Below are 23576 nucleotides of genomic sequence, written 5' to 3'. Positions count from 1 at the left end.
TGGTGCAAGTGCTTTCATCTGGTTGGGTTGTAAATACAAAAAGATGGGCAGATGCCCATTTTTTTTTTGGTAAATCGTTTTAGCACCGTGGAGAAGCGTCGTGCAGCAGTTTGATTTGATCGCCAAGACAGTCGGTGGCCTGGGCTACGAACTCGTTGATGTTGAACGGGGCGAGCGCGGGGTTCTGCGCGTGTTTATCGATTTTCCCGCTGCCGTCGCGGAAGAGAAGGGCCTTATTACGGTCGAGGACTGTGCAACGGTGAGTCACCAGTTGTCACACGTGCTGACCGTGGAGAACGTCGATTACGAACGTCTCGAGATTTCGTCGCCCGGGCTCGACCGTCCGGTGCGCACCCTGGCCGATTTCGAGCGCTTTGCCGGCCACGAATGCACGGTAAAGCTGCGCGTCGCCATGCCTGGCAGCGCGAACCGGAAAACCTATACGGGAATCCTGGTGGCGCCGGAAGGCGACAAGATCGGTCTGGAATTTGAAGGTAAAGATGGGCCCGCGTTGTTGGAATTTACGCTGGCCGAATTGGACAAGGCACGGTTGGTGCCGCAGGTGGATTTTAGGAGTCGCAAAGCATGAGTCGCGAAATTTTGTTGTTGGTTGATGCGCTTGCGCGCGAAAAGAATGTCGATAAGGAAGTGGTGTTCGGGGCGCTCGAGTTCGCCCTGGCCCAGGCCACCAAAAAACGCTATGAAGGCGAGGTCGACATTCGCGTGAACATCGATCGCGACACGGGCGAGTTCGAAACTTTCCGCCGCTGGCACGTGGTACCCGATGAAGCCGGCATGCAGTTGCCGGACCAGGAAATCCTGCATTTCGAAGCAAAAGAGCAAATTCCCGACATCGAAGTCGACGAATACATTGAAGAGCCGGTGGAATCGGTCGATTTTGGCCGCCGTTTCGCCCAGGACACCAAGCAGGTCGTGCTGCAGCGCGTGCGCGATGCCGAACGCGAGCAGATCCTGCAGGACTTCCTCGAGCGCGGCGACTCGCTCGTGACCGGCACCATCAAGCGCATGGAACGCGGCGATGCGATCGTCGAGTCGGGCAAGATCGAAGCGCGCCTGCCGCGCGACCAGATGATCCCGAAAGAAAACCTGCGCATCGGTGACCGCGTCCGCGCCTTCATCCTGCGCGTGGACCGCAACATGCGCGGCCCGCAGGTGATCCTGTCGCGTACCGCGCCGGAATTCATCATGAAGCTGTTTGAACTGGAAGTGCCGGAAATCGAGCAGGGCCTGCTGGAAATCAAATCGGCGGCCCGTGATGCCGGCGTGCGCGCCAAGATTGCCGTGTTCACGTCCGACAAGCGCATCGACCCGATTGGTACCTGCGTCGGCATGCGCGGTTCGCGCGTGCAGGCCGTAACCGGCGAACTCGGCGGCGAGCGCGTCGACATCGTGCTGTGGTCGGACGATCCGGCCCAGTTCGTGATCGGCGCCCTGGCGCCGGCGAACGTGTCGTCGATCATGGTTGACGAAGAAAAGCATGCGATGGACGTCGTCGTCGACGAAGAGAACCTGGCCATTGCGATCGGCCGCTCGGGCCAGAACGTGCGCCTGGCGTCGGAGCTGACCGGCTGGAAGATCAACATCATGACGGCCGAGGAATCGGCCAACAAGGTGGCCCAGGAAACGGCAGCGATTCGCGTGCTGTTCATGGAAAAGCTCGACGTCGACCAGGAAGTGGCGGACATCCTCGCGGATGAAGGTTTCTCGAGCCTGGAAGAAATCGCCTACGTGCCGATTTCCGAAATGCTGGAAATCGAATCGTTTGACGAAGAAACCGTCAACGAACTGCGTACCCGTGCCCGCGACGCCCTGGTGACCGAGGCAATCGCTTCGGAAGAAGGCCTGGAAGGCATGGAAGAGGAACTGGTCAACCTCGAAGGCATGGACCGTACCACTGCCGGCAAGCTGGGACTGGCCGGCATCAAGACGGTGGAAGCCTTCGCTGGTCTCGCGTACGACGAATTCGGCGCCATCCTGGCCCTGTCGTCGGACCGCGCCCGTGAACTGATCAAGAATGAATTTAATGATGTGACCGACGATGAGATGAAGCTGGTCGACAGTAAATATGATGACCGCGTCAAGGCGCTGCAGGCGAAAGCCTGGAGCCTGACAGAAACGGCCAAGGCATAATTTGCAAATCTTTATCATCTCCGCGACACATAGAAAAGAGGACTGAATGGCGAGTAACAACGTAGCCCAATTTGCCACCGAACTGAAGATGCCTGCAGATTTGCTGCTGACGCAGCTGCGTTCTGCCGGCGTCGACAAGAGTTCGACGTCAGATCCCTTGTCAAAGGATGATAAGGACAAGCTGCTGAATCACCTGCGCCGTACCCACGGCGCCGGCGAAGGGACCGAGAAAAAGAAGATCACGGTGACCCGCAAGGAAACGAGCGAGATCAAGCAGGCTGACGCGTCAGGCAAGTCGCGGACGATCCAGGTCGAAGTGCGCAAGAAGCGCACCTTCGTGCAGCGCGATGACGTGGTAGCAACGACGCCTACCGCACCCGCTGAAGCGGCTGCTCCTGTCGTCGATGCCGCCGAAATCGCACGCCGCGAGGAAGAGTCGCGCCGTCATGCCGAGCTCGTCGCTCGCCAGGAAGCGGACCTGCGTGAAAAGCAGGAACGCCTGGCCAAGCTCGAGGCGGAACGCGCCGAGCAGGCCAAGGCCGACGAAGAGCAGGCCAAGCGCGACGCTGCGGAAGCAGCCAAGCGCGACGCCGCAGCAGCGGCCGCAGCCAGTTCGGCTGCCGGCGAGCAGGCCAAGCAGGCCGCCGCCGACGACGCCAAGCGCAAGGCCGAGGAAGCTGCCAAGGCAGCCGCCGAGCGCTCTGCCGCCACCGAGAAGGCACGCAAGGCCGTGGCCGACGAAGTGGCACAGATCAAGCTCATGATGGCGCAGCCGCGCCGCGTGATCAAGGCGCCGGAACCGGTTCCTGCACCTGTCGTGGCCAAGCCGGCCGCACCTGCCGGCACGCTGCACAAGCCTGCCGACAAGAAGCCTGCCGATGCCAAGCCGGGCGACAAGAAGCCGGCCGACAAGAAGTCGATCAAGTCGGCGAACGTGTCCTCGACCTGGTCGGACGACGCCAAGAAGCGTGGCGCGCCAAGCGGTGCGAAGGGCCGTGGCGCCCCGAGCGCGCCGAGCGGCCGTGACGGCTGGCGTAGTGGCGGCCGCAGCGGTGGCCGTCGCAACTCGCACGACGATCGCGAAACCAATTTCCAGGCGCCGACCGAGGCGATCGTCAAGGACGTCCACGTTCCTGAAACGATCACCGTGGCCGAACTCGCCCACAAGATGTCGGTGAAGGCATCGGAAGTCATCAAGCAACTGATGAAGCTGGGCCAGATGTGCACCATCAACCAGGTGCTGGACCAGGAAACCGCGATGATCGTGGTGGAAGAGATGGGCCATAAAGCCTTCGCTGCCGCCGAGGACGATCCGGAAGCGCTGCTGGCCGACCAGGGCGAGCATGCCGAGTTCGAGTCGACCGCGCGTGCACCGGTCGTGACCGTCATGGGCCACGTCGACCACGGCAAGACCTCGCTGCTGGACTACATCCGCCGCGCGAAAGTGGCTGCGGGCGAAGCCGGCGGCATTACCCAGCACATCGGTGCATACCACGTGGACACCCCGCGCGGCATGATCACCTTCCTGGATACCCCGGGCCACGAGGCGTTCACCGCCATGCGTGCCCGTGGTGCCAAGGCCACCGACATCGTCATCCTGGTGGTGGCGGCGGACGACGGCGTGATGCCGCAAACGAAGGAAGCGATTGCCCACGCAAAAGCTGCCGGCGTTCCCCTCGTCGTGGCGATCAACAAGATCGACAAGCCGGGCGCGAATACCGACCGCGTGACGCAGGAACTGGTCGCCGAAGGCGTGGTGCCGGAAGAATACGGTGGCGATTCGCCGTTCGTTCCAGTGTCGGCCAAGATCGGTACCGGTATCGACGACCTGCTCGAGCAAGTGCTGCTGCAGGCCGAAGTGCTGGAACTGAAGGCACCGGTCGGTTCGCCGGCCCGTGGCCTGGTGGTCGAATCCCGCCTCGACAAGGGCCGTGGCCCGGTTGCGACGATCCTGGTGCAGTCGGGTACCCTGCGCCGTGGCGACGTGGTACTGGCCGGTTCGGCTTATGGCCGTGTCCGTGCAATGCTGGACGAAAACGGCAAGGCCGTGGCTGAAGCCGGTCCGTCGATCCCGGTCGAGATCCAGGGCCTGACCGAAGTGCCGGCTGCCGGCGAAGAAGTCATGGTCATGGCCGACGAGCGCAAGGCGCGTGAAATCGGTCTGTTCCGTCAAGGTAAGTTCCGCGACGTGAAACTGGCCAAGCAGCAGGCAGCGAAGCTGGAAAACATGTTCGACCAGATGGCCGAGGGCGAGGTGAAGAACCTGCCGCTGATCATCAAGACGGACGTGCAGGGTTCGCAGGAAGCACTGGTCAGCTCGCTCCAGAAGCTGTCGACCTCGGAAGTGCGTGTGCAGGTCGTGCACGCCGCTGTTGGTGGCATCACGGAATCGGACGTCAACCTGGCAGTGGCCTCGAAGGCAGTCATCATCGGCTTCAACGCCCGTGCCGACGCCCAGGGCCGCAAGCTGGCCGAGGCCAACGGCGTGGACATTCGTTACTACAGCATCATTTACGATGCGATCGACGAAATCCGCACTGCGCTGTCGGGCATGCTGGCGCCGGAAAAGCGCGAGACCATCACCGGCCAGGTCGAGATTCGCCAGGTCATCCTGGTGTCGAAGGTCGGCGCGATTGCGGGCTGTCTGGTCACCGATGGCGTCGTCAAGCGTACCTCGTCGGTTCGCCTGCTGCGCAACAACATCGTCATCTGGACCGGCGAAATCGACTCGCTCAAGCGCTTCAAGGACGATGCGAAAGAAGTGCGCGCCGGCCTCGAGTGCGGCCTCTCGCTGAAGAACAACAACGAAATCCAGGTCGGCGACGTCCTGGAGGTGTTCGAAGTGACCGAAGTGGCCCGTACGCTGTAATCCAAGCGACGCCAAAAGCGCCATCCGCCGGGCTCACGCCCAGCCGATGGCGTTTTTTTTGATTGGCCAGATTTGCGCCCGCCCGCACCCGATAGATGTACCATCACCAGAAAAATACCTAGATATCACCATGGCAAAACACAGCAAAACCATTCCCCAGCGCGGCCTGCGCGTTGCCGACCAGATCCAGAAAGACCTGTCGGAACTGATCGCCTTCGAGCTGAAGGACCCGCGCGTCGGCATGATCACGCTGACCGAAGTCCAGCTCACGCCGGACTACGCGCACGCGAAGGTCTACTTCACCCTGCTGAAAGACAGCAAGGAAGAAGTCAAATCGACGCTCGAAGGCCTGAATAAAGCATCTGGCTACCTGCATAACATGCTCGGCAAGCGCCTGCACATCCACACGCTGCCGCGGCTGCACTTCGTGCATGACACCTCGACCTCGCGCGGCCTGCAGATGTCGGCCCTGATCGACCAGGCGAACGCGGTACGCGCCGCCGACTTCGTGGACGACGCGCCGAAGGCGGATACGACCCCTGGCATCGACATGGATGCAGACGCAGAGTGAACGCCCGCCCGCCCAAAAAGCCGCGTGACCTGGTCGACGGCGTACTGCTGCTCGACAAGCCGGTCGGCCTGTCCTCGAACGACGCCCTCATCAAGGCCAAGCGCGTCATGAACGCGAAAAAGGCCGGCCACACCGGCACCCTCGATCCGTTCGCGACGGGCCTGTTGCCGCTGTGCTTTGGCGAAGCGACCAAGTTCTCGCAAGACCTGCTGGAAGCGGACAAGACTTACGACGCCACCGTCCACCTCGGCATCATGACGACCACCGGCGACACCGAAGGCGAAGCGCTCGAGACGCGCGAGGTCGACGTGACGGTAGAGCAGATCGAGGCGGCGCTGGCGCGCTTTCGCGGCCCGATCCTGCAGGTGCCGCCGATGTACTCGGCGTTAAAACGCGACGGCAAGGCGCTCTACGAATACGCGCGCGAAGGCATTACGCTCGAGCGCGAGGCGCGGCCGGTGACGATCCACGGGCTGGAGCTGGTCGAGTACACGGCGCCGATGCTGAAAATCCGTGTGACCTGCAGCAAGGGCACGTATGTGCGCGTGCTCGGCGAGGACATCGGCGCGGCGCTCGGCTGCGGCGCGCACCTGAACGCGCTGCGGCGCATCCAGGTGGGGGCACTGACGGCGGCCACCATGATCTCGCTGGAAGACTTGCAGGCGCATGCGGAACCGCTGTCGCTGCTGGCCCCGGTCGATGCCTTGCTGGCGACCTTTCCGTCGGTCGAATTGACGCCGGAACTGGCGAAGCGCTTCCTGAATGGCCAGCGCCTGGCGCTGGGCAAGGAGTCGGTGCTGGTGCCGCAGGAGCTGGGCAGGGTGCGCGTCTATCACGAGGGCAAACTGCTCGGGACGGCGAACCTGCAGGAGTATGCGATCCTGGCGCCGGAGCGCTTGATCGCGGCGTCGTAGGGTGGGCGGGGGATAACAGTCTGGGAGACTGTTATCCCGCTCACGCGTTCAACCCGCGTTTGCTCAGCCGCGCGGCTATTCATCAGCTGGTTGAACGCGTGCGCGGCGAAGCCGCCCACCCTACGTCCTGCTGCACATGTCTTGAATAATCGGTCAAAAACCCCGGAAAACCGTTAAAAACCCAGCAAGCCGTTGAAAATGCGGACCTTTTCACGGAAAGGTCACATTATCCTGCTATACTAGTCGGTTTCCGAAATTGGCAGCACCGTACACATCCGTACATCACGCAAAACCACGCTGAAATCACATGTCAAATACCAAACGCGCAATTCGTAATATTGCAATCATCGCCCACGTTGACCACGGCAAAACCACCCTCGTGGACATGCTGCTGCGCCAGTCCGGCACGTTCCGTGAAAACCAGGCCGTGGAAACCCGCGTGATGGACTCGAACGACCTCGAAAAAGAACGCGGCATCACGATTCTGTCGAAGAACTGCGCGGTCGAGTACGAAGGCACCCACATCAACATCGTCGACACCCCAGGCCACGCCGACTTCGGCGGTGAGGTCGAGCGCGTGCTGTCGATGGTCGACTCGGTGCTGCTGCTGGTCGATGCCCAGGAAGGCCCGATGCCGCAGACCCGCTTCGTGACCCGCAAGGCACTGGCCCTGGGCCTGAAGCCGATCGTCGTCGTCAACAAGGTGGACCGTCCGGGCGCGCGCGCCGAGTGGGCCATCAACCAGACCTTCGAACTGTTCGACAAGCTCGGCGCGACCGATGACCAGCTCGACTTCCCGATCGTCTACGCCTCGGGCCTGAACGGCTACGCCGGCCTGACCGAAGACGTGCGCAGCGGCGACATGAAGCCACTGTTCGACGCCATCCTGCAGCACGTGCCTGTCCGTGACGACAATCCGGAAGGCCCGCTGCAGATGCAGATCACCTCGCTCGATTACTCGTCGTACGTCGGCAAGATCGGCATTGGCCGCGTCAACCGCGGCACCATCAAGACCGGCCAGGACGTCATCGTCATGAACGGCCCTGATGGCACCCCGATCAAGGGCCGCATCAACCAGGTGCTGAACTTCAAGGGCCTCGAGCGCGTGCTGGTCGACGAAGCCGTCGCCGGCGACATCTGCCTGATCAACGGTATCGACGAAATCGGTATCGGCTCGACCCTGTGCGCACCGGACACCCCGGAAGCGTTGCCGATGCTGACCGTCGACGAGCCGACCCTGACCATGAACTTCATGGTCAACAACTCGCCGCTGGCCGGCCGTGAAGGCAAGTTTGTCACCAGCCGCCAGCTGCGCGAGCGCCTCGATCGCGAACTGAAGGCCAACGTTGCACTGCGCGTGGCGCCGACCGACGACGACACGACCTTCGAAGTCTCGGGCCGCGGCGAGCTGCACCTGACGATTCTGCTGGAAAACATGCGTCGCGAAGGCTTCGAGCTGGCCGTGTCGCGTCCACGCGTGGTCTTCAAGATGGTCGATGGCGTGCGCCACGAGCCGTTCGAAAGCCTGTCGGTCGACGTCGAAGAAGTCAACCAGGGTGGCGTGATGGAAGAACTGGGCCGCCGCCGTGGCGACCTGCAGAACATGGAATCGGATGGCAAGGGCCGCGTGCGTCTCGAGTACCTGATCCCTGCGCGTGGCCTGATCGGCTTCCAGGGCGAATTCATGACCCTGACCCGCGGCACCGGCCTGATGAGCCACGTGTTCCACGAATACGCGCCAGTCGACAACACCCGCGGTGAAATGGCCGGCCGCCGTAACGGCGTGCTGATCTCGCAGGATGACGGCGCTGCCGTTGCCTACGCCATCTGGAAACTGCAGGACCGCGGCCGCATGTTCGTGTCGCACAACGATCCGGTGTACGAAGGCATGATCATCGGCATCCACTCGCGCGACAACGACCTGGTCGTCAACCCGATCAAGGGCAAGCAGCTGACCAACGTGCGTTCGTCGGGTACCGACGAAGCCGTGCGCCTGGTGCCGCCGATCCAGATGTCGCTCGAGTACGCCGTCGAGTTCATCGAGGACGACGAACTGGTCGAGATCACGCCGAAGTCGATCCGCCTGCGTAAGCGTTACCTGAAAGAGCACGAGCGCAAGAAGGCCAACCGCGAGGGCTAATCCTCACGGGACGCGCTCCTGACAAAAAACCCGCTGTTCGCAGCGGGTTTTTTTACGCCTGTCGATGCCGTCGGCCAAGGCTGGCTCATCGGTGCGCAGGCAGGGCGCCGTGGTTGGTAACATGGCTCATGCGCATCCTCTGGATCTACCTTAAGCCTCACTGGCGCCTCGGCCTGCTGGCCCTGCTGTTCGCCGCCACCTCCCAGATCCTGGCGCTGGTCGATCCGATCATCTTCGGTACCATCATCGACAGCGTCACCGGGCCGAAGCGCCTGCCGGACGCTGAACTCATGCCCTACGTGACGCGCCTGCTGGGCCTGGCGGTGCTGGTGGCGGTGCTGTCGCGGCTGGCCAAGGCCTTGCAGGAATACGTGACCCGGCTGGTGGTGCAAAAGCTGGGGGTGGCGATTTTCAACGATGGCCTGCGCCACTTGCTGCGCCTGAAATTCCAGGAGTTCGAGGACTTGCGCAGCGGCGAGATGCTGTCGCTGCTGCAAAAGGTGCGCGCCGACAGCGAGCGCCTGATCAATACCTTCATCAACACGGCCTTTGCGGCGCTGGTGGGCGTTACGTTTCTGGCCTGGTATGCGGTCACCAAGCATTGGCTGCTGGTGCCGGTGTTCCTGGTCGGCGTGCTCGTCCTCGGTGGGCTGACCGGCTTGCTGAGCCGCGAGATCAAGACCCAGCAGCGCTCGATCGTGCGCGAGACGAACCGCAACTCCGGCTTCATCACCGAGTCGCTGCGCAATATTGAGCTCATCAAGAGCCTGGGGCTGACGTTTCCGGAAATCCGGCGCCTGCGCAGCCAGACGGACGCGATCTTTGCGCTGGAGATGGAGAAGGTCAAGCGGATCCGCCTGCTGTCCTTTTTGCAGGGCTCAACGCTGAGCCTGCTGAAGCTGGCGATCCTGTTTGCGCTCTTGTGGCTGATCTTCCGCGACGTGCTCACCACGGGCGAGCTGATCGCGATGCAGTTCATTTCGGTGTCGATCTTCGCGCCGCTGCAGGAGCTGGGCAACATCATCCTGGCGCACCGCGAGGCGGAGGCGTCGCTGCTCAATTTCCGGACGCTGATGGACAAGCCGGTGGAGCGGCGTCCGCCCGATCCGGTCGAGATCGGGGCCCTGCACGAGCTGCGCTTTACTGACGTGCGCTTTCGCCACAAGGGCGCGGGCGAGGACGCCCTGGCCGGTGTGTCGTTCGCTGCGACCCTGGGGCAGACGATTGCCTTTGTCGGGCCGTCGGGTTCGGGCAAGTCAACGCTGGTCAAGCTGCTGGTGGGGCTGTACACGCCGAACGCCGGCGAGGTGTCGTACAACGGCGTGCCAACGACCGACCTGCGCTTCAATCGCGTGCGGCGGCAGATTGGCTTCGTGACCCAGGAGACCTATCTGTTTGCCGGTACGATCCGCGACAACATTCGTTTCGTGAAGCCTGATGCGAGCGATGAGGAGATCGTCACCGCCATGCGCCAGGCCGCGTGCGCCTACCTGCTCGAGCGCTCGCCGGAGGGGCTCGATACGGTGATTGGCGAGCGCGGCATGAAGCTGTCGGGCGGGGAAAAGCAGCGGCTGTCGATCGCCAGGGCGCTGGTGCGCCAGCCGGCGCTGCTGATTTTCGACGAAGCGACCTCGGCGCTCGACTCGATCACCGAGGAGCAGATCACCAATACGGTGCGCGAGATATCAAGCAGGGCGGCGCAGATGACGATCCTGATTGCGCACCGGCTGTCGACGGTGATGCATGCGGACACGATTTTCGTGCTGGAGAAGGGGAGTGTGGTGGAGAGCGGGACGCACGCGGAGCTGGTCGAGGCGCGCGGGCTGTATTACGCGATGTGGCGGCAGCAGATTGGGGAGAGGCCGGCGTTTGCTTCTTGAGGCCGGTCCCCACGACAGGATTCGCCCTTACCGCATCCCCAGCAGCGCCAGTACCCGCTCGCGGCTCACGCCCACCAGGGCCGAGGTGATCGCCAGCAGGGAATCGTAGTCATGGCTGGCAGCGGTGGAGGCGAAGTCCTGCGCCGTCAGCGCCAGGACGTCGGCGCTCATTTCCGGCTGGGCGGCGCGCTGGGCGGCGGCGCTCAGGGCGGCGCTGGCGGCGGCCTGGGAGCGGCGCACGCGCTCTAGGGCCTGCACCACTTCGCGCAGGCTCTGGCGCAGCGCGTCGGGGTTGCCGGCCTCCAGGTCCTGCAGTTTCATGTCCGGCGCCACGGCTTCAGTCGCGACGCGGCCGCGGCCGGAGATGGCGATGCTGTCGCGTACCGCCGGCCAGTTCGTTTCAGCGGTGGTGAACTCGATCCGGCCCTGGCCGTCCAGGCCGGCGCGCACCTTGAGCGGGGCGAGGGTGCGGTCGAGGCGTCCAGCAATCTGTTCCGGGGTCATGTCCGGTTCGATGCTTGCGGCCAGTTGCGGGCCGCCGGCGCCGCCGATCGAGAAGGCCAGCGACAGGGGCGCGGCCGCCTGCAGCATGCCGGCGTCGAGTCCCTGGACCCGGAAGCGCTGCTGCGCCGGTGCGCCATCGGAAAATTCCAGTTGCGCGTCGACCGAACCGCCGGCGCGTGCCGTGCGCGCGGCAATCGAGGCGCCGAGCTGGCGTGCCCGTGCCTCGAGCTCGCGCGCGCCGCTCTTCATGCCGGCCAGCTTCGCGCTCAGCGCGGCCTTGACCGATTCCAGCTCGCGCGCGACCTGGTTGAGGTAATCCTGCGCCTGCTGGGCGCTGGCGACGTTCGCTTGCAGGCGGGTGTCCCACTCGGGCCTGCTGCGCCGTGCGGGAGCGGGCGTGGACGCGCGCGGCGCCGGGCGGGCTTCCGCGAGCTTGTCGCGGTCGCCTGGCACGGCCTCGGTGCGCGCGGGTCCGGACGGGGACGCGGGCGCGGTCCTGGCGGGAACGATGCCGGCGCCGGTGCTGGCCGTGCCGACGGTCGTCGTGGTGATCGCTGTGCGGAGCGTGGTTTCCATCGATTACAGGGCGGAGAACAGGGACAGGGAACCGATCCGGCCGTAGGCCTTGTAGGTGGCCTGCAGCGCCGTCGAATAACCGTTCAGTTCGGTGGCGGCAACGCCCATGTCGAGCTGGCCGATGTCGGTGATCGCCATTCGGTTCGACAGGCTGACGTTGCTGTGGTTGGCATCGAGGGTGTCGAGGATGTTCTGGGTGCCGCCGAGGACGGCGATTTTCCCCGAGATATCGTTCAGCGCGTCGTCGAAACCATCAAGGTTCGCCCTCAGTATCGCGCGGGTACCCGTCTGGTTGACGTTGCGGTCGCCCGTGGTGAGTTCCTCGATGGTGGCGTTGATCGCGTTGAGCAATTTTTCCATGCCCGCCATGTTGTGGTTGGCAACCTGGGTCAGGCCGCCGCTGGCGACGACGACGTCTTGCGTGTTCTCGTTGCCGGTGAATTCGTAGAGCCCGTTGTCCGGATTCAAGGTCATTGCGGGCGTCGATGTCTTGGTGCCGGAGAAAACGTAGTTGCCTTCCTGGTCGACCGTGTTGGCGGTGAAGAGCAGGCTGTCGCGCAGCGAGGTGAGCGGACTGATCAGGGCCTTCAGGTCGTCGGGCGTGTTCGAGCCGTCCAGTGCAAAGACCAGCAGGTCGCGGCCAGCGGCGATGTCGTTGACCATGTTGCCGAGATAGCCTTCGGTCCTGGTCAGGCGAATTTTGATGGAATCGATATTCTCGCGGTACTGGGTAATGGCCGCTTCCTCGCGCTGCAGGCGCGAGAGGCGCACGCTGTCGACCGGGTCGTCCGAAGGCACGAGGATGCGCTTGCCCTCGGCCATCTGCTGGGTGAGCTTGCTGAGGCGCTCCTGATTCAGCTGGAGCGACTGGTTCATGTTCGACTGGTACTGGGCGGTGGCGATACGCATGATTGCTCCTTAACCCATCATCGCCAGCGTGGCGTCGAACAGGGAGTTGGCGACCGACATGACTTTCATGTTGGCCTGGTACATGTTCTGGTATTCGACGAGGTTGATGGCTTCCTCATCCTGGTTGACGCCGCTCGTGGACTGCCAGTCTTCTTCCGCATGGGTGCGCATGGTGCGCGCTGTGGCGAGGGCAGCCTGGTTCTGCTGGCTGAGCACGCCGAGCTTGCCGACCAGCTGGGTGTCGGCGTCGCTCAGCGTCGCGCCGCTCTTGTCCTTGAAGGTGACCAGCTCGCTGCCGATCTTGAGCAGATTCTGCAAGTTGCCCGTGTCGCCATCGGCGCCGTCGCTGGAAAACGCCAGATCGGCCGGCACCAGGCCATCGGCGACGGTCAGGATATGGTTCGAACCCTTCGTGAAGACGAACAGCGCCTTGCCGTCAGGTATGGTTGAGGTGCTGCCCATCACATAGCCTTCGCCCAGCGTCTTGTTGACCTGGGCTGCCAGCTTCCCGGCGATGGCTTCCACGTCTTCCTGCATCGACGTGAGGGTGCCGCGCTCGTAGACCGACAGACCACCGAGCTGGCCGCCGAGCTTTTCGGCGTCCAGCATGAATTTGGTTGATGCGAATTCGAGGGAGAAAACCTGCTCGGCGCCGGCGCTCTCGGCCTTCAAGCTGCCGGCGACATTGCCGATCACCAGCGCCTGGCCCGTTTTCAGCGAAATGTCGCGCACGCCGCCGGGCTGCTCCGACACTTCCAGCGCCATCTGGCCGGCCAGCTCATCGATGGCAAGGTCGCGCGCATCGATCAGGCTCGACACCGGGGCGCCGACGGCATTGCCCTGGGTGATGCGGGCGTTCAGGGCGGCGATCTTCTCGATGTTGGCATTGGCCGACGCGACGATGGCGCCGCGCTGCTGGGTGATCGACATGCGCTGGGCATTGAACACGTTGTTCAGGCTGTTGAAGCGCTGGGCCAGCAGGCCCGAGGCGGTCAGCACCTGCTGGCGCAGCGGGGTCGAGGTGGCGCTGTCGCCGGCGACAGCGTTGAGCGCGGCGAAGAAGCCGTCGACCGCGGTCGACAGGCTGGCCGTCTCGTCGCCCATCACGCGCTCGAGCTGGGTCAGGTAGGGTTGGGTTTGTGAATACTGGCCCGTCTCGGCCGCCGCGCGCCACATCTGCTGGCTCTTGTAACCGTCGGAAAAACGGATCAGCGAGCTGACCTGCACGCCATTGCCGATGGCTTTGCCGCTGGAATCCGCACCGACGGCGGAGAGCAGCGCGGCCTGGCGCGTGTAACCCTTGGTCTGCAGGTTGGCGATGTTCTGGCTGGTGGCCGACAGCGCGAGCTGGGAAGCAAGCGCGCCCGACAGCGCGTTGGACAGGATGGTCATGGCAGGGTCTTTCTCGAGAAACAGGGGGCCTACCTAGGATAGGCGACCAGTTACTTTGGATTATTAAGTTTTGCCGGGAGTAATTGCTTGCGGAGTTGCCGGCGCAGTTGCCGGCGTAGTCACCGCGGCTGGCAGCAGCTGCCGCAAAATGGCATCGGCGACGCCGAAGGCACGCTGGCCGGCCATCTGTTTCGACAGGATGCCATCGGCCATGTCCTGCATGTCCTGGTTGACGCGGTCCTTGAAGACGCTGTCCTCGTCGGCCATTTCGCGGGTGGTGGCGCGCATGTCCTTGAGCATCTGCGAGATGAAGAAGCTTTCGAACTCGACCGCGGCTTTGGTGGCTTGCGCCACGTAGGCAGGATCGGGCGCGCCCCCGGCAGCGGGAGCGATAGCATCAGTCGCGGCCCCGGGGCGGCCGGGCAGGGGGAGGAGGTTGTTCTTCGTTTCCATCAGATCACCACCAGTTCGCCTTCGATCGCGCCGGCCTGGTCGAGCGCCTGCAGGATCGCCATGATGTCGTCCGGCGACGCGCCCAGGCTGTTGACGACGTCGATGATCGTTTGCAGTTTGGCGCCGGCCGGCCACCTGAACATCTGGCCCGAGCCCTGGTCCACCGACACTTGCGATTGCGGCGTGACCGCGGTCTGGCCGCGCGACAGCGGGCCCGGCTGGCTTACCCGCGAGCTCTCGGAAATCACGACTTTCAGCGCGCCGTGGGTGACGGCGGCCGATTTGACGCGCAGGCCGTCGGCAATCACGACGGTGCCCGTGCGCGAATTGAACACGACCTTCGGCACCTCGACCCCGGCTTCCACCGGAATATTCGACAGCTTGGCCACAAAGGCCACGCGCGCGGTCGGGTCCATTGGTGCGATGACTTCGACGCTGGTGCCGTCGGCGGTGGTGGCGACCTGGCCGAAGCGGCGGTTGATCGCCTCGACCACATTGGTCGCGGTCTCGAAATGGGGGTGGCGCAGGCGTAGCAGCACTTGCGGGCGGGTGGCGAAATCGGTCGCGATTTCGCGCTCGATCATGGCGCCGTTCGGGACACGGCCGGTGGTCGGGGTATTCACGGTCACCGAGGAGCCGCTCTTGCCCGAGGCGGACAGGCCGCCGACGACCAGGTTGCCCTGGGCCAGCGCATACACTTCGTTGTCGGCCGCGCGCAGCTGCGTGAGCAGCAGGGTGCCGCCGCGCAGGCTCTTGGCGTCGCCCAGCGACGAGACGGTGATGTCGATCGCCTGGCCACGGCGGTAGCCCGGCGGGAACACGGCTGACACCATGACGGCGGCCACGTTCTTGTTCTTGGCGTCCTGGCCTTCCGGCAGCTTGACGCCGAATTGCTTGAGCATGTTCAGGACCGACTGGCTGGCGAACTTCACCTGGGTTGAGTCGCCAGAACCGTTCAGGCCGACGACCAGGCCATAGCCGACCAGCGGATTTTCGCGCACGCCTTCGATGCTGACCAGGTTGCGCAGCGCCTGCGCGGCCTGCGCGGGTGCCACTGCGGCCAGGCTCAGCGCGGCGGCGAAAATGATACGGCTGAAGAGGGCAGGGCTGCGAGACTGAATCATGTTCATCCTAATTAAAACGGCATCAGCGGTCCGGTGAAGAACCGCATCAGCCAGCCGGCCTGATTGGCGTCGGCCAGCACGCCCTTGGCCGAGTAGGCGATGCGCGCATTGGCCACGCGCAGCGACGACACCCGGTTGTCCGCGTCCACATCGGCGGCGCGCACATAGCCCTTCAGGCGCACGAATTCTTCGCCCTGGTTCAGGGTCATGTTTTTCTCGCCCGCCACCCGCAGCAGGCCGTTCGGCAGCACTTCCTGCACGATCACGGTCAGCGCGCCCGAGAGCGCGTTTTGCTGGGTGCTGGTCGAGTCGCCCGAGAAACCGCGCTCGGCCGACACATCGATGGCGGTCTTCGGGAAGGTCTTGCCGAGCACGCCCAGCGGTGAAACACCTACCGACGACTCCTTGCTGAAGCTGGTGCCGGCGCGCTTGCTCGCCTGCGTGGTCTCCTGCAGGATCACGGTGACCACGTCGCCCACGCGGTAGGCGCGGGCGTCGGACGTAAGCGACAACGCGTCGTTGCTGAAGACGCCGCCCGAGACGCCGCGCGCGGTCGTGCGCGCAACCGGGACCGGGGCATCGTCTTCCTGCACGATCGGTGCGCGCGAGGCGCAACCGACCAGCAACACGATCATCATAGTTGCTGCAAGGATAGAGCGCGTCATTATCGCGCGGCCTGTGCCAGGTATTGCAGCATGTTGTCGGCGGCCGACAACACCTTGGTATTCATCTCATAAGTACGCTGGGCGGCGATCATGTCGACCATCTCTTCGACCACCTGCACGTTCGAACCCTCGAGCGCGCCCTGCTTGAGCTTGCCCAGGGCGCCGTCGCCCGGACGGCCTTCGGTCGGCGTGCCGCTGGCAGCGGTTTCCTGGAACAGGTTTTCGCCGAGGGCCAGCAAGCCGGCCGGATTGACGAAGCTGGTCAGCGTCAGCGCGCCCAGTTCGGTCGGCGCCGATTGGCCCGGGACGGTGGCCGAGACGGTGCCGTTTTCGGCGATGGTGATCGCGGTGGCATTGTTCGGCACGGTGATCTGCGGCACGAGCGGCAGGCCCTGGGCATTGACAAGGGTGCCGTTGGCGTCGATCTGCAGCTGGCCGGCGCGGGTGAAGCCGGCTTCGCCGTTCGGGCGGCGCACCTGCAGGAAGCCGCCGCCGGAAATGGCGACGTCGAGCTGCTGGCTGGTCGTTTGCAGCGAACCGTTGGTGAACACTTTCTGGGTGCCGACCAGGCGCGTGCCGTTACCGAGCTGCACGCCGTTCGAGACGGTGTTGTCGGCGCTCTGCGCGCCCGGCTGGGAATCGACCTGGTAGTGCAGGTCTTCGAACACGACGCGGTCGCGCTTGAAGCCGACGGTGTTGACGTTGGCGAGGTTGTTGGCGATGGCCTGCAGCTTGGCGTCCTGCGCCTGCACACCGGTCTTGCTGATCCACATTGCTGGATTCATGAAATTCTCCTTGGGTTGTCAGCCGCGCTCAATCAATTTGAGTTACGCGCCGAGCAGGCGGTTGCCCGCCTCATTCATCTTGTCGCCGGCCTGGAACAGCTTCATTTGCAATTCGAAGCTGCGGTTCAGGGCCATGGTCGCGACCATCTCTTCGATGGCCGACACGTTGCTGCCTTCCAGCGCGCGCGAGCGCACCGTGATGTTGGCGTCCGCCTGCAGCTGGTCGCCATTGCGGGCGACGATCAGGCCGGCTTCGTTCTTGGTCAGCTCCGGGCCTTCGGCGTTCACCAGGCGCAGCTTGTCGACGACTTGCATCGTGGTCGCGCCTTCGGCCATGACGGACACGGTGCCGTCGGTGCCGATCTCCACCGCCGAGTGCGGCGGCAGCACGATCGGGCCGCCTTCGCCCAGGATCGGGCGGCCGGCGACCGACAGCGCGCCCGTGGCGTCGATGTCGATGGCGCCGGCGCGGGTGTAGGCTTCCTGGCCGTTGAATTCGACCGCGAAGTAGCCGCTGCCGTTGATCGACACGTCGAGCGCGCGGCCCGTTTCGCGCACGGTGCCCGGCTTGGTCGAGATGGCGTCGGCCTGCGTGCGTGCCATGTGCACGTCGTCGTAGCCGTAGCCGCCGAGCGACTGGGTGGTCACCAGTTCGAGGTTGGCGCGAAAGCCGGGCGTGTCCATGTTCGCCAGGTTGTTCGCGTGGACCTGCTGGGCACGCAGCGTGTGCTCGGCGCCGGAGACGGCGGTGAAGATCAGTTTATCCATGACGGGTCTTGATTACAGTGCCTGCATCAGCGACTGCATCATCTGGTTCTCGGTCGTGATGACCTTCGAGTTCGCCTGGTAGTTGCGCTGCGAAGTCATCAGGCCGACGAGTTCGGAGGTGATGTCGACGTTCGAGCCTTCCAGCGCGCCCGTATTGAGCTTGCCCGACAGTCCCACACCCGGGGTGCCGTACAGCGCCAGGCCGGAGCCGGCGGTCGCCTGCCAGCTGGTCTCACTGGTGGCGGCGAGCGCGCCTTCGTTGCCGAAGGTCGCCAGGGCGATGGTGCCGACGGTCTGCTTTTGCTCGTTGCTGTAGCGTGCCACGACTGAACCATCGGCAGCCAGCTCGACGCCGACATAGGCGCCCGAGGCATAACCGTTGGTGTTGTTGTTGGTGGTGGTCGCGTCGCCGGCGAACATGGTGGTGCCGGTGTAGTCGATCTTGAAGACGATGTCGTCGGCGCCGTTCGTGTTGTCGAGGGTCAGGTCGCCGGTTTGCGGCTCGCTTGTCAGTTGGCCTTTGCCGTCGAAGGTCAGCGTGCTCGTTGCGCCGGCTGGCGGCGCGCCGTCGAAGCCGTAATGCACGACGACATTGTTGCTACCGGCCTGCCTGACGAAGTATTGCGACACGGTGTGCTGGGTGCCGAGCGAATCGAACAGGATCGACTGCTTGACCATGTTGTAGGATTTCGGATCGGTGCTCTTGAAGCCGTCAGCGGTCTCCGGCGCTTTCCAGTCGGCCGACAGGTTGCCGGTGTAGTTGACGTTGGTCGATGCCGATGCGGCGATCTGGCCGGTCGGGATCTTGATGTCGCCCATGACGCCCAGGTTGCCGTTGGCGGCCGGGCCGTAGCCTTGCACCTTGCGGCCGGCGGCGTCGATCAGGTTGCCGCCGTTATCGGCGGCGAAGATGCCGACGCGGCTGTACGACAGCGCGCCGGTGCTCTCGCGGCTGACGAAAAAGCCGCGGCCGTCGATGGCGGCGTCGAGCGAGCGGCCGGTCGATTCGACCGAGCCGTTCAGGCCGATGTTCTGGGTCAGCGAGCCGACCTGCACGCCGGTCGCCTGGTCGCCCGCATACATGGCGGAGAAGTTGGCGCGGCTGCTCTTGAAGCCGTAGGTGCTCGAGTTGGCGATATTGTTCGATACGGCTTCCAACTGCTCGTTGATGGCCTGGATACCGGAGAGGGCGATGTTAAAGCTCATGGCGTGGTCCTTGGATTCTTGAATTAGTTGGCGGCGACCTGATTGGCCTTGCCGTTGAAACCAGTAATGGCGGAGGGGTCGACATCGCCGACGCCAGCCACCTGCAATACGACGGAACCGGTGCCCGACAGGCGCACGCTGTCGACGCGACCGGCGATCTCGACGGGCACGCGGGTGCCGTCGGCGGCCATGGCCGAGATCGAATAGCTGCCCGGGGCCATGCCGAGCGCGGCCGGGTCGAGCTTGAACGGCTGGCTACCTGCCGTATGGAAGGGCAGGGTCATCGTGTGTTCCTGGCCGCCGGCGCCGGTCAGCACCAGGGTGCTGGCGCCGGCGGACGGCAGGGAGATGCTGCCGTCGATGGCGGCACCGTCGACGCGCACGCGGTCGGTGGCGACGGTGACCGTCGAGCCGACCTGGCCGCCCATCGCCAGCACCTGCAGGCTTTGCAGCACACTGGCGCTGGCGCTGGTGGTCTTGGAGAGGCTTTGCAGCGCTTCGGTCTGGGACAGCTGCGAGAGCTGGTTCACGAACTGGCTCGGGTCGGATGGCGCGAGCGGGTCCTGGTTGCGGATCTGCGCGACCAGCAGCTTGGTGAACATGTCCTTGTTGGCGCTGACATCGGCGTTCGCCGAGACGGCGCCGGTGCCCGCGGTGTTGTTCGAGGCTGCGAGAGAGTTATTGGTCAGCATAGTATTAGTCTTAACCTCAGCCTTCGCCCAGTTTCAGCAGCGACTGCTGCATCGATTTGACCCGGCCCAGCACCTCGACGTTGGTTTCGAAGGCGCGCGAGGCGGACATCATGTCGGCCATTTCAGCGACCGAATTCACGTTCGAGTAGACGACCATGCCGTCGGCGTCGGACAACGGGTTGCCCGGCTCGTAGACCTTGCGCACCGGATCGGCGCTCTGGACCACGTCGAGCACCTGCACACGGCCGCCCGCGTCGTTTTCCATGATCGCGGCAAACACGGGTTTGCGCGCACGGTAGGCTTCGGCTTCCGATGGCGCAGCGGTGTCGGCGTTGGCCAGGTTCGAGGCGATGGTGTTCAGGCGCACCGACTGGGCCGCCATCGCGGAACCGGCAATACTGGAGATATCCTTGAAGCTCATGTGATCACTGTCCGTTGATGGCTTTGGCCAGGCCGCGCAGCTTCATGTTGATGAAGGTGAGGCTGGTCTGGAAGTCCGAGGCATTCTGCGAAAACGCGGCCTGCTCGACGCCGATTTCCACCGTGTTGCCATCGGCGCTAGGGTGGAAGGGCACGCGGTACAGCGCTTCGCCTTCGCTCAGGGTCGCTTCGCCCGCTTCGGCGTCGATCCGGTCCTGCAGCACGGCGCCGAAGTCGAGGTCGCGCGCCGTGTAGCCCGGCGTGCTTTCGTTGGCGATGTTCGCGGCCAGCACGCGGGTGCGCTCGGCGCGCACATGCAGCGCGTCGGCATGCACTCCCAGTGCGTCCTTAAAATTAATCGTCATTCGCTTGTCCTCCGTCGTGAACTGCAGGGTGTTTCGTTAGAATGGGTAAATCTTTGATTGCCAGGGTTTGTCGCAATGATTCGTCGTGCCGCTCGTATTCTTGTCCTGCCGCTCCTGCTGGCGCCTCTGCCGGCCTTGGCTGCTTCGCCGATCTCCATCGCCAGTCAGGTCGAGGAGACTGCCCGCGCCCAGCTGGAAAAACAGGCTGCTGCGTCAAACCTGCGTGATGCCCGCTTCGAGCTGGCTGTGGTGCCGCCGCGCGTAGCGCCCGCCTGCACCGGGCCGGTCGAGGTCGACACACTCGACACCCGGCAGGCCACCCGGATGCGCTTCGCGGTGCGCTGCCCGGGGCCTGGCAACAGCCGCCAGGAATACATCGTCCGGGCGCGCATCTCGGCGTCGGTGGTGGTGGCGGCAACACCGATCGCCGCCAACGAAGTCCTTACCGACGCCCATGTTACCGTAGAGCAACGCGAGATTACCAGCATTGCGGACCCCGTGATCGATCCAGATGATGCGGTAGGGCAAACCAGCCGCAGATTGTTGCGTGCTGGCGACGTTCTGCGTAACAATTCACTAAGTGCACCCGTGCTAGTCAAGCGCGGCGACGCCGTCGTGATGATTGCGCGCATCGAGGGCATTGAGATCAGCACGGCCGGGGAAGCGCTCGATACCGGAGCGCGCGGTGCGACAGTGCGGGTGCGCAACAGCGCCAGCGGGCAGACGGTGCGCATGCGGGTTACCGCGCCGGGCACGGTCGAACCCGTGGACATGCCCCGCGTCAGCCGTTGATACATCAGCCGTTGATACCCTGCAGCTTGCCGGCCAGGCGCGACAGTTTGGCGGCGTAGGCCGGATCGGTGGCGTAACCGCCTTTCGCCAGGCCCTGCGCAAAGGCATTGGCGTCACTGCCGGCGCCGATCGCCCCGCGATAGCGCGGATTCTCGAGCAGCATCTGGGCGTAGTCGCGGAAGGCGCTGGCGCCGTCCGGATAGGCGCGAAAGCGCGCGCTGGTTTTCACGGCCGCGCCGCCGACATATTCGGTGGTGGCCGTCTCGCTGACCGCGCCATTCCAGCTGGCGCCGGCCTTGATGCCGAACAGGTTGTGGCTGCTCGCACCAATGGCGTCGCGGATCGGACGCTGGCCCCAGCCCGATTCGAGCGCGGCGTGCGCCTGCACCAGTTCCGGCGCCACGCCCAGTTTATCTGCCGCTTCCTTCGCCCACGGGGCGATGCTGTCCAGGAAGGCCTGTTGCTCGCTGCTGGTGGAACCGCCTTCGTCCTCGGGCGCGGCCAATACGCTGGCGGCGCTGCGCGTATGCCAAATGCTGCCCTCAGGGCTCAGCGCCGGTGACGTGTCGCCGCCGCCTTCCTGGATAAATGTCGCCACTTCGCCCTGTACGTCGGCAAAGGCGCGGCCGAAACCGCTGCCGCCGCCGATCGCGGTGGTGGGGCGGGTCGGGGCGGTCGGCAGCGTGGCCGGCACGGCCGTCGTCGAAAACTCAGCGTGGCGCATAGGTACCGTCTCCGCCCTGCAGCACGCGCTGCATGGTCGTGAATTGATCGGCCAGCAGGTTGCCGTTGCGCGTGGTCGCCGCCTTGCAGGCGACCACCACGCGTTCCAGCTCGCTCCAGGCGGCCGCCAGCGGCGTGCGGCCGGGTTCCGGCTGGGTGGCGATGAAGCCGGCCATCGTTCCGTCGAGGCCGTGCAGCGCGCGCACCAGCGCCACGCGCTGGCGGCGGCGGGCGTCCATGGCGTCCAGCACGGGCGTGAGTTCTTCGGCCAGCAGCGCCAGCTCCGCGCCCTGATGGCGCAGGGCGGCGTCGAACTGGCGCTCGAGCAGGGCGAGGATGGCGGTTGCGGCGATCAGGTCCTGGTCGACACCTTCCACCAAGGCGGCGGCGGCCTGCTGGCGCGTCATGCGGGAAGTCATCAGCGACCCCCGTGGAAACGCTGGATCAGGCCTGCCAGGCGCGATGCATCGAAGGGCAGCTCGCCCTTGGCCAGGGCGTCGCGCAGTTCGGCCACGCGCGCCGCGTCGATGTCGGGCATGGCGCGCAATGCCTGGGCAGCCGGCTGCAGCACGCTTGACTCCAGGGCCGCAGGGGCGGCGCTCATAGGGCTGCTGACAGGTGCGGGGGCGGCCGCGGCGCCACCGACGGCGGGCGTCATGGCTGGGGCGCCGGTTCCAGTGATTTTCATGCGGGTACCTCGGGTTTTCGATTGGATCGTCATGGTTACTTCGCCAGTTGGCCGCGCAGCGTTTTCATCTCGCCGCTGCTGTCTTCGCCACTTTCCCGGGCGCCGGCGGCGCTGACGGACACGCCGTCGGCCAGCGGCTGAGTCGCGCCGGGCGCGCCGAACATCGCGGCAACCGTGCGCGATTGCGCGCGCGTCAGGATCATCAGTTCAATACGGCGGTTTACATCTGCATCGGTGCGCGCTTCGTCGATCGGCGCGCGGTCGGCCATGCCCACCACCTGCAGCACGCTGTCGGCGCGCATGCCGCCCGTGAGCAGCTGGGCGCGTGCCGCCATCGCGCGGTTCGTCGACAACGACCAGTTCGACATGCCGGTACGCTCGGTGAAGTTGTACTTTACCGAGTCGGTGTGGCCGACGATCAGCATCTGGTTTTCCATCTGCGCGAACAGCGGGCCCATTTTCTGCAGCAGGCGGGCGAAGCGCCCGGTGGGCAGGGCGCTGCCGCGCATGAACATGCCTTGTTTGTCGGTGTCGTGCAGCATGACGCGCAGGCCGAACGGGGTCACGGTTGCTTCCAGGTTCGACGCCAGGCCCGCGTCTTCGCTCATCTTTTCCAGCTTTTTCGAGAGCGCCGCGAGATCGGCCGGCGAGTCGTAGGAGACCTTCGCCGCCTGGCCGTCCTTGCCAGGGCCGGTGCCGTCATGCATGGTCGGGAAGCGCTCGATCAGGCTGCCGCTCGGGCTGCTGTCGATGTCCGGACGCTTGCCCGGGCCTTCGAGCTGGCCGGCGGACAGGTCCTTGAGCATGTTCTGGGCCGCTTCCTTTTCGCGCGCGGCCATCAGCCACAGGACCAGGAACAGGGACAGCAGGGCCAGGCAGAAGTCGGCGAACGCGACTTTCCAAGCGCCGCCGTGCTCGTCGTGGTCGTGCTTGCCGCCGCCACGCTTGACGATCGTCTGATCGTGGTGCTTGTCGTTCAGCTTGGACAC

Annotated in this window: 24 protein-coding genes; 8 read left to right on the top strand and 16 right to left on the bottom strand. The window is 64.6% G+C overall.

All coding sequences use genetic code 11. The annotated features are described in order from the left end of the window. Positions 1 to 100 precede the first annotated feature (100 nt). The 7 genes from rimP to ACFPN5_RS00510 all read left to right on the top strand — a co-directional run bounded on the left by rimP (position 101) and on the right by ACFPN5_RS00510 (position 10525). Positions 101 to 589 carry a ribosome maturation factor RimP gene (rimP, locus tag ACFPN5_RS00540; protein WP_379779011.1) on the top strand — a complete coding sequence of 163 codons (489 nt, stop codon included), beginning with the start codon at positions 101 to 103 and terminating at the stop codon, positions 587 to 589. Continuing rightward, on the top strand, positions 586 to 2151 hold the full coding sequence (gene nusA / locus ACFPN5_RS00535; RefSeq protein WP_379779009.1) for a transcription termination factor NusA: 1566 nt from the start codon (positions 586 to 588) through the stop codon (positions 2149 to 2151). The genes rimP and nusA overlap by 4 nt, the downstream gene beginning before the upstream one ends. A gap of 46 nt (positions 2152 to 2197) precedes the next feature. Next, the gene (infB, locus tag ACFPN5_RS00530) at positions 2198 to 5020 is read left to right on the top strand and encodes a translation initiation factor IF-2 (protein WP_379779007.1); all 2823 of its coding nucleotides are present in this window, start codon (positions 2198 to 2200) and stop codon (positions 5018 to 5020) included. A gap of 130 nt (positions 5021 to 5150) precedes the next feature. After that, positions 5151 to 5591 (top strand): 30S ribosome-binding factor RbfA, encoded by a 441-nt coding sequence (rbfA, locus tag ACFPN5_RS00525; protein ID WP_379779005.1) that lies wholly within the window; start codon positions 5151 to 5153, stop codon positions 5589 to 5591. Then, on the top strand, positions 5588 to 6505 hold the full coding sequence (gene truB / locus ACFPN5_RS00520; protein ID WP_379779003.1) for a tRNA pseudouridine(55) synthase TruB: 918 nt from the start codon (positions 5588 to 5590) through the stop codon (positions 6503 to 6505). Before rbfA ends, truB begins: the two co-directional genes overlap by 4 nt. A 307-nt stretch (positions 6506 to 6812) precedes the next feature. Further along, positions 6813 to 8645, top strand: a complete 1833-nt coding sequence (gene typA, locus ACFPN5_RS00515) for a translational GTPase TypA (protein WP_379779001.1) — start codon at positions 6813 to 6815, stop codon at positions 8643 to 8645. Between the two features lie 128 nt (positions 8646 to 8773). Further along, positions 8774 to 10525: an ABC transporter ATP-binding protein gene (locus tag ACFPN5_RS00510; protein WP_379778999.1), complete on the top strand. Its 1752-nt coding sequence runs from the start codon at positions 8774 to 8776 to the stop codon at positions 10523 to 10525. A gap of 27 nt (positions 10526 to 10552) precedes the next feature. Here ACFPN5_RS00510 and ACFPN5_RS00505 read toward each other — a convergent pair whose 3' ends face one another. From ACFPN5_RS00505 to flgB, 12 genes are all read right to left on the bottom strand, one after another. Continuing rightward, positions 10553 to 11605, bottom strand: a complete 1053-nt coding sequence (locus ACFPN5_RS00505) for a hypothetical protein (RefSeq protein ID WP_379778997.1) — start codon at positions 11603 to 11605, stop codon at positions 10553 to 10555. Positions 11606 to 11608: 3 nt separating this feature from the next. After that, entirely contained in the window at positions 11609 to 12514 is a 906-nt protein-coding gene (gene flgL / locus ACFPN5_RS00500; protein ID WP_379778995.1) for a flagellar hook-associated protein FlgL, read from the bottom strand. 9 nt (positions 12515 to 12523) lie between these two features. After that, positions 12524 to 13906, bottom strand: coding sequence for a flagellar hook-associated protein FlgK (flgK, locus tag ACFPN5_RS00495; RefSeq protein ID WP_379778993.1), 1383 nt, complete (start codon positions 13904 to 13906; stop codon positions 12524 to 12526). A gap of 63 nt (positions 13907 to 13969) precedes the next feature. Next, the gene (locus tag ACFPN5_RS00490; RefSeq protein ID WP_379778990.1) at positions 13970 to 14359 is read right to left on the bottom strand and encodes a rod-binding protein; all 390 of its coding nucleotides are present in this window, start codon (positions 14357 to 14359) and stop codon (positions 13970 to 13972) included. Next, positions 14359 to 15483: a flagellar basal body P-ring protein FlgI gene (locus tag ACFPN5_RS00485; RefSeq protein ID WP_379778987.1), complete on the bottom strand. Its 1125-nt coding sequence runs from the start codon at positions 15481 to 15483 to the stop codon at positions 14359 to 14361. Before ACFPN5_RS00485 ends, ACFPN5_RS00490 begins: the two co-directional genes overlap by 1 nt. A gap of 11 nt (positions 15484 to 15494) precedes the next feature. Beyond that, on the bottom strand, positions 15495 to 16121 hold the full coding sequence (gene flgH / locus ACFPN5_RS00480; RefSeq protein ID WP_379778984.1) for a flagellar basal body L-ring protein FlgH: 627 nt from the start codon (positions 16119 to 16121) through the stop codon (positions 15495 to 15497). 26 nt (positions 16122 to 16147) lie between these two features. Continuing rightward, complete coding sequence (gene flgG, locus ACFPN5_RS00475) at positions 16148 to 16933, bottom strand: flagellar basal-body rod protein FlgG (RefSeq protein ID WP_379778982.1); 786 nt, start codon at positions 16931 to 16933, stop codon at positions 16148 to 16150. Positions 16934 to 16975: 42 nt separating this feature from the next. After that, a complete protein-coding gene (locus ACFPN5_RS00470) occupies positions 16976 to 17701 on the bottom strand; it encodes a flagellar basal body rod protein FlgF (RefSeq protein WP_379778979.1) in 726 nt (241 codons plus the stop codon). 12 nt (positions 17702 to 17713) lie between these two features. Further along, on the bottom strand, positions 17714 to 18907 hold the full coding sequence (locus ACFPN5_RS00465) for a flagellar hook protein FlgE (RefSeq protein WP_379778976.1): 1194 nt from the start codon (positions 18905 to 18907) through the stop codon (positions 17714 to 17716). A gap of 23 nt (positions 18908 to 18930) precedes the next feature. Then, positions 18931 to 19599, bottom strand: a complete 669-nt coding sequence (locus ACFPN5_RS00460; RefSeq protein ID WP_379778973.1) for a flagellar hook capping FlgD N-terminal domain-containing protein — start codon at positions 19597 to 19599, stop codon at positions 18931 to 18933. Positions 19600 to 19615: 16 nt separating this feature from the next. After that, positions 19616 to 20020, bottom strand: a complete 405-nt coding sequence (gene flgC / locus ACFPN5_RS00455; RefSeq protein ID WP_379778970.1) for a flagellar basal body rod protein FlgC — start codon at positions 20018 to 20020, stop codon at positions 19616 to 19618. Positions 20021 to 20024: 4 nt separating this feature from the next. Continuing rightward, positions 20025 to 20384: a flagellar basal body rod protein FlgB gene (gene flgB / locus ACFPN5_RS00450; protein ID WP_379778967.1), complete on the bottom strand. Its 360-nt coding sequence runs from the start codon at positions 20382 to 20384 to the stop codon at positions 20025 to 20027. Positions 20385 to 20459: 75 nt separating this feature from the next. On the opposite strand from flgB, the gene flgA reads away from it, so the two are divergent. Then, positions 20460 to 21176, top strand: a complete 717-nt coding sequence (flgA, locus tag ACFPN5_RS00445; RefSeq protein ID WP_379778964.1) for a flagellar basal body P-ring formation chaperone FlgA — start codon at positions 20460 to 20462, stop codon at positions 21174 to 21176. Between the two features lie 4 nt (positions 21177 to 21180). On the opposite strand, the gene ACFPN5_RS00440 is transcribed toward flgA, so the two are convergent. Genes ACFPN5_RS00440 through ACFPN5_RS00425 form a run of 4 tightly spaced genes read right to left on the bottom strand, consistent with a single transcriptional unit; the run spans position 21181 to position 23576 of the window. Continuing rightward, the gene (locus tag ACFPN5_RS00440; RefSeq protein WP_379778961.1) at positions 21181 to 21900 is read right to left on the bottom strand and encodes a glucosaminidase domain-containing protein; all 720 of its coding nucleotides are present in this window, start codon (positions 21898 to 21900) and stop codon (positions 21181 to 21183) included. Continuing rightward, positions 21887 to 22318, bottom strand: a complete 432-nt coding sequence (gene flgN / locus ACFPN5_RS00435) for a flagellar export chaperone FlgN (RefSeq protein WP_379778958.1) — start codon at positions 22316 to 22318, stop codon at positions 21887 to 21889. The genes ACFPN5_RS00440 and flgN overlap by 14 nt, the downstream gene beginning before the upstream one ends. Then, positions 22318 to 22587 carry a flagellar biosynthesis anti-sigma factor FlgM gene (flgM, locus tag ACFPN5_RS00430; protein WP_379778955.1) on the bottom strand — a complete coding sequence of 90 codons (270 nt, stop codon included), beginning with the start codon at positions 22585 to 22587 and terminating at the stop codon, positions 22318 to 22320. Before flgM ends, flgN begins: the two co-directional genes overlap by 1 nt. A 35-nt stretch (positions 22588 to 22622) precedes the next feature. Further along, positions 22623 to 23576 (bottom strand): flagellar motor protein MotB, encoded by a 954-nt coding sequence (locus ACFPN5_RS00425; RefSeq protein WP_379778953.1) that lies wholly within the window; start codon positions 23574 to 23576, stop codon positions 22623 to 22625.

It is taken from the genome of Massilia niabensis, from assembly GCF_042655085.1.
Taxonomy (GTDB): Bacteria; Pseudomonadota; Gammaproteobacteria; order Burkholderiales; family Burkholderiaceae_D; genus Telluria; species Telluria niabensis.
Note: the sequence above shows the minus strand (reverse complement) of the source record. Positions and strands in the feature narration are given on the sequence as shown.

What these genes read in the sequence shown, in the direction of transcription:
- nusA (WP_379779009.1), top strand. Translation starts at nt 586, where the DNA reads ATGAGTCGCGAAATTTTGTTGTTGGTTGATGCGCTTGCGCGCGAAAAG.
- infB (WP_379779007.1), top strand. Translation starts at nt 2,198, where the DNA reads ATGGCGAGTAACAACGTAGCCCAATTTGCCACCGAACTGAAGATGCCT.
- rbfA (WP_379779005.1), top strand. Translation starts at nt 5,151, where the DNA reads ATGGCAAAACACAGCAAAACCATTCCCCAGCGCGGCCTGCGCGTTGCC.
- typA (WP_379779001.1), top strand. Translation starts at nt 6,813, where the DNA reads ATGTCAAATACCAAACGCGCAATTCGTAATATTGCAATCATCGCCCAC.
- ACFPN5_RS00510 (WP_379778999.1), top strand. Translation starts at nt 8,774, where the DNA reads ATGCGCATCCTCTGGATCTACCTTAAGCCTCACTGGCGCCTCGGCCTG.
- ACFPN5_RS00505 (WP_379778997.1), bottom strand. Translation starts at nt 11,605, where the DNA reads ATGGAAACCACGCTCCGCACAGCGATCACCACGACGACCGTCGGCACG.
- flgL (WP_379778995.1), bottom strand. Translation starts at nt 12,514, where the DNA reads ATGCGTATCGCCACCGCCCAGTACCAGTCGAACATGAACCAGTCGCTC.
- flgK (WP_379778993.1), bottom strand. Translation starts at nt 13,906, where the DNA reads ATGACCATCCTGTCCAACGCGCTGTCGGGCGCGCTTGCTTCCCAGCTC.
- ACFPN5_RS00490 (WP_379778990.1), bottom strand. Translation starts at nt 14,359, where the DNA reads ATGGAAACGAAGAACAACCTCCTCCCCCTGCCCGGCCGCCCCGGGGCC.
- ACFPN5_RS00485 (WP_379778987.1), bottom strand. Translation starts at nt 15,483, where the DNA reads ATGATTCAGTCTCGCAGCCCTGCCCTCTTCAGCCGTATCATTTTCGCC.
- flgH (WP_379778984.1), bottom strand. Translation starts at nt 16,121, where the DNA reads ATGATGATCGTGTTGCTGGTCGGTTGCGCCTCGCGCGCACCGATCGTG.
- flgG (WP_379778982.1), bottom strand. Translation starts at nt 16,933, where the DNA reads ATGAATCCAGCAATGTGGATCAGCAAGACCGGTGTGCAGGCGCAGGAC.
- ACFPN5_RS00470 (WP_379778979.1), bottom strand. Translation starts at nt 17,701, where the DNA reads ATGGATAAACTGATCTTCACCGCCGTCTCCGGCGCCGAGCACACGCTG.
- ACFPN5_RS00465 (WP_379778976.1), bottom strand. Translation starts at nt 18,907, where the DNA reads ATGAGCTTTAACATCGCCCTCTCCGGTATCCAGGCCATCAACGAGCAG.
- ACFPN5_RS00460 (WP_379778973.1), bottom strand. Translation starts at nt 19,599, where the DNA reads ATGCTGACCAATAACTCTCTCGCAGCCTCGAACAACACCGCGGGCACC.
- flgC (WP_379778970.1), bottom strand. Translation starts at nt 20,020, where the DNA reads ATGAGCTTCAAGGATATCTCCAGTATTGCCGGTTCCGCGATGGCGGCC.
- flgB (WP_379778967.1), bottom strand. Translation starts at nt 20,384, where the DNA reads ATGACGATTAATTTTAAGGACGCACTGGGAGTGCATGCCGACGCGCTG.
- flgA (WP_379778964.1), top strand. Translation starts at nt 20,460, where the DNA reads ATGATTCGTCGTGCCGCTCGTATTCTTGTCCTGCCGCTCCTGCTGGCG.
- ACFPN5_RS00440 (WP_379778961.1), bottom strand. Translation starts at nt 21,900, where the DNA reads ATGCGCCACGCTGAGTTTTCGACGACGGCCGTGCCGGCCACGCTGCCG.
- flgN (WP_379778958.1), bottom strand. Translation starts at nt 22,318, where the DNA reads ATGACTTCCCGCATGACGCGCCAGCAGGCCGCCGCCGCCTTGGTGGAA.
- flgM (WP_379778955.1), bottom strand. Translation starts at nt 22,587, where the DNA reads ATGAAAATCACTGGAACCGGCGCCCCAGCCATGACGCCCGCCGTCGGT.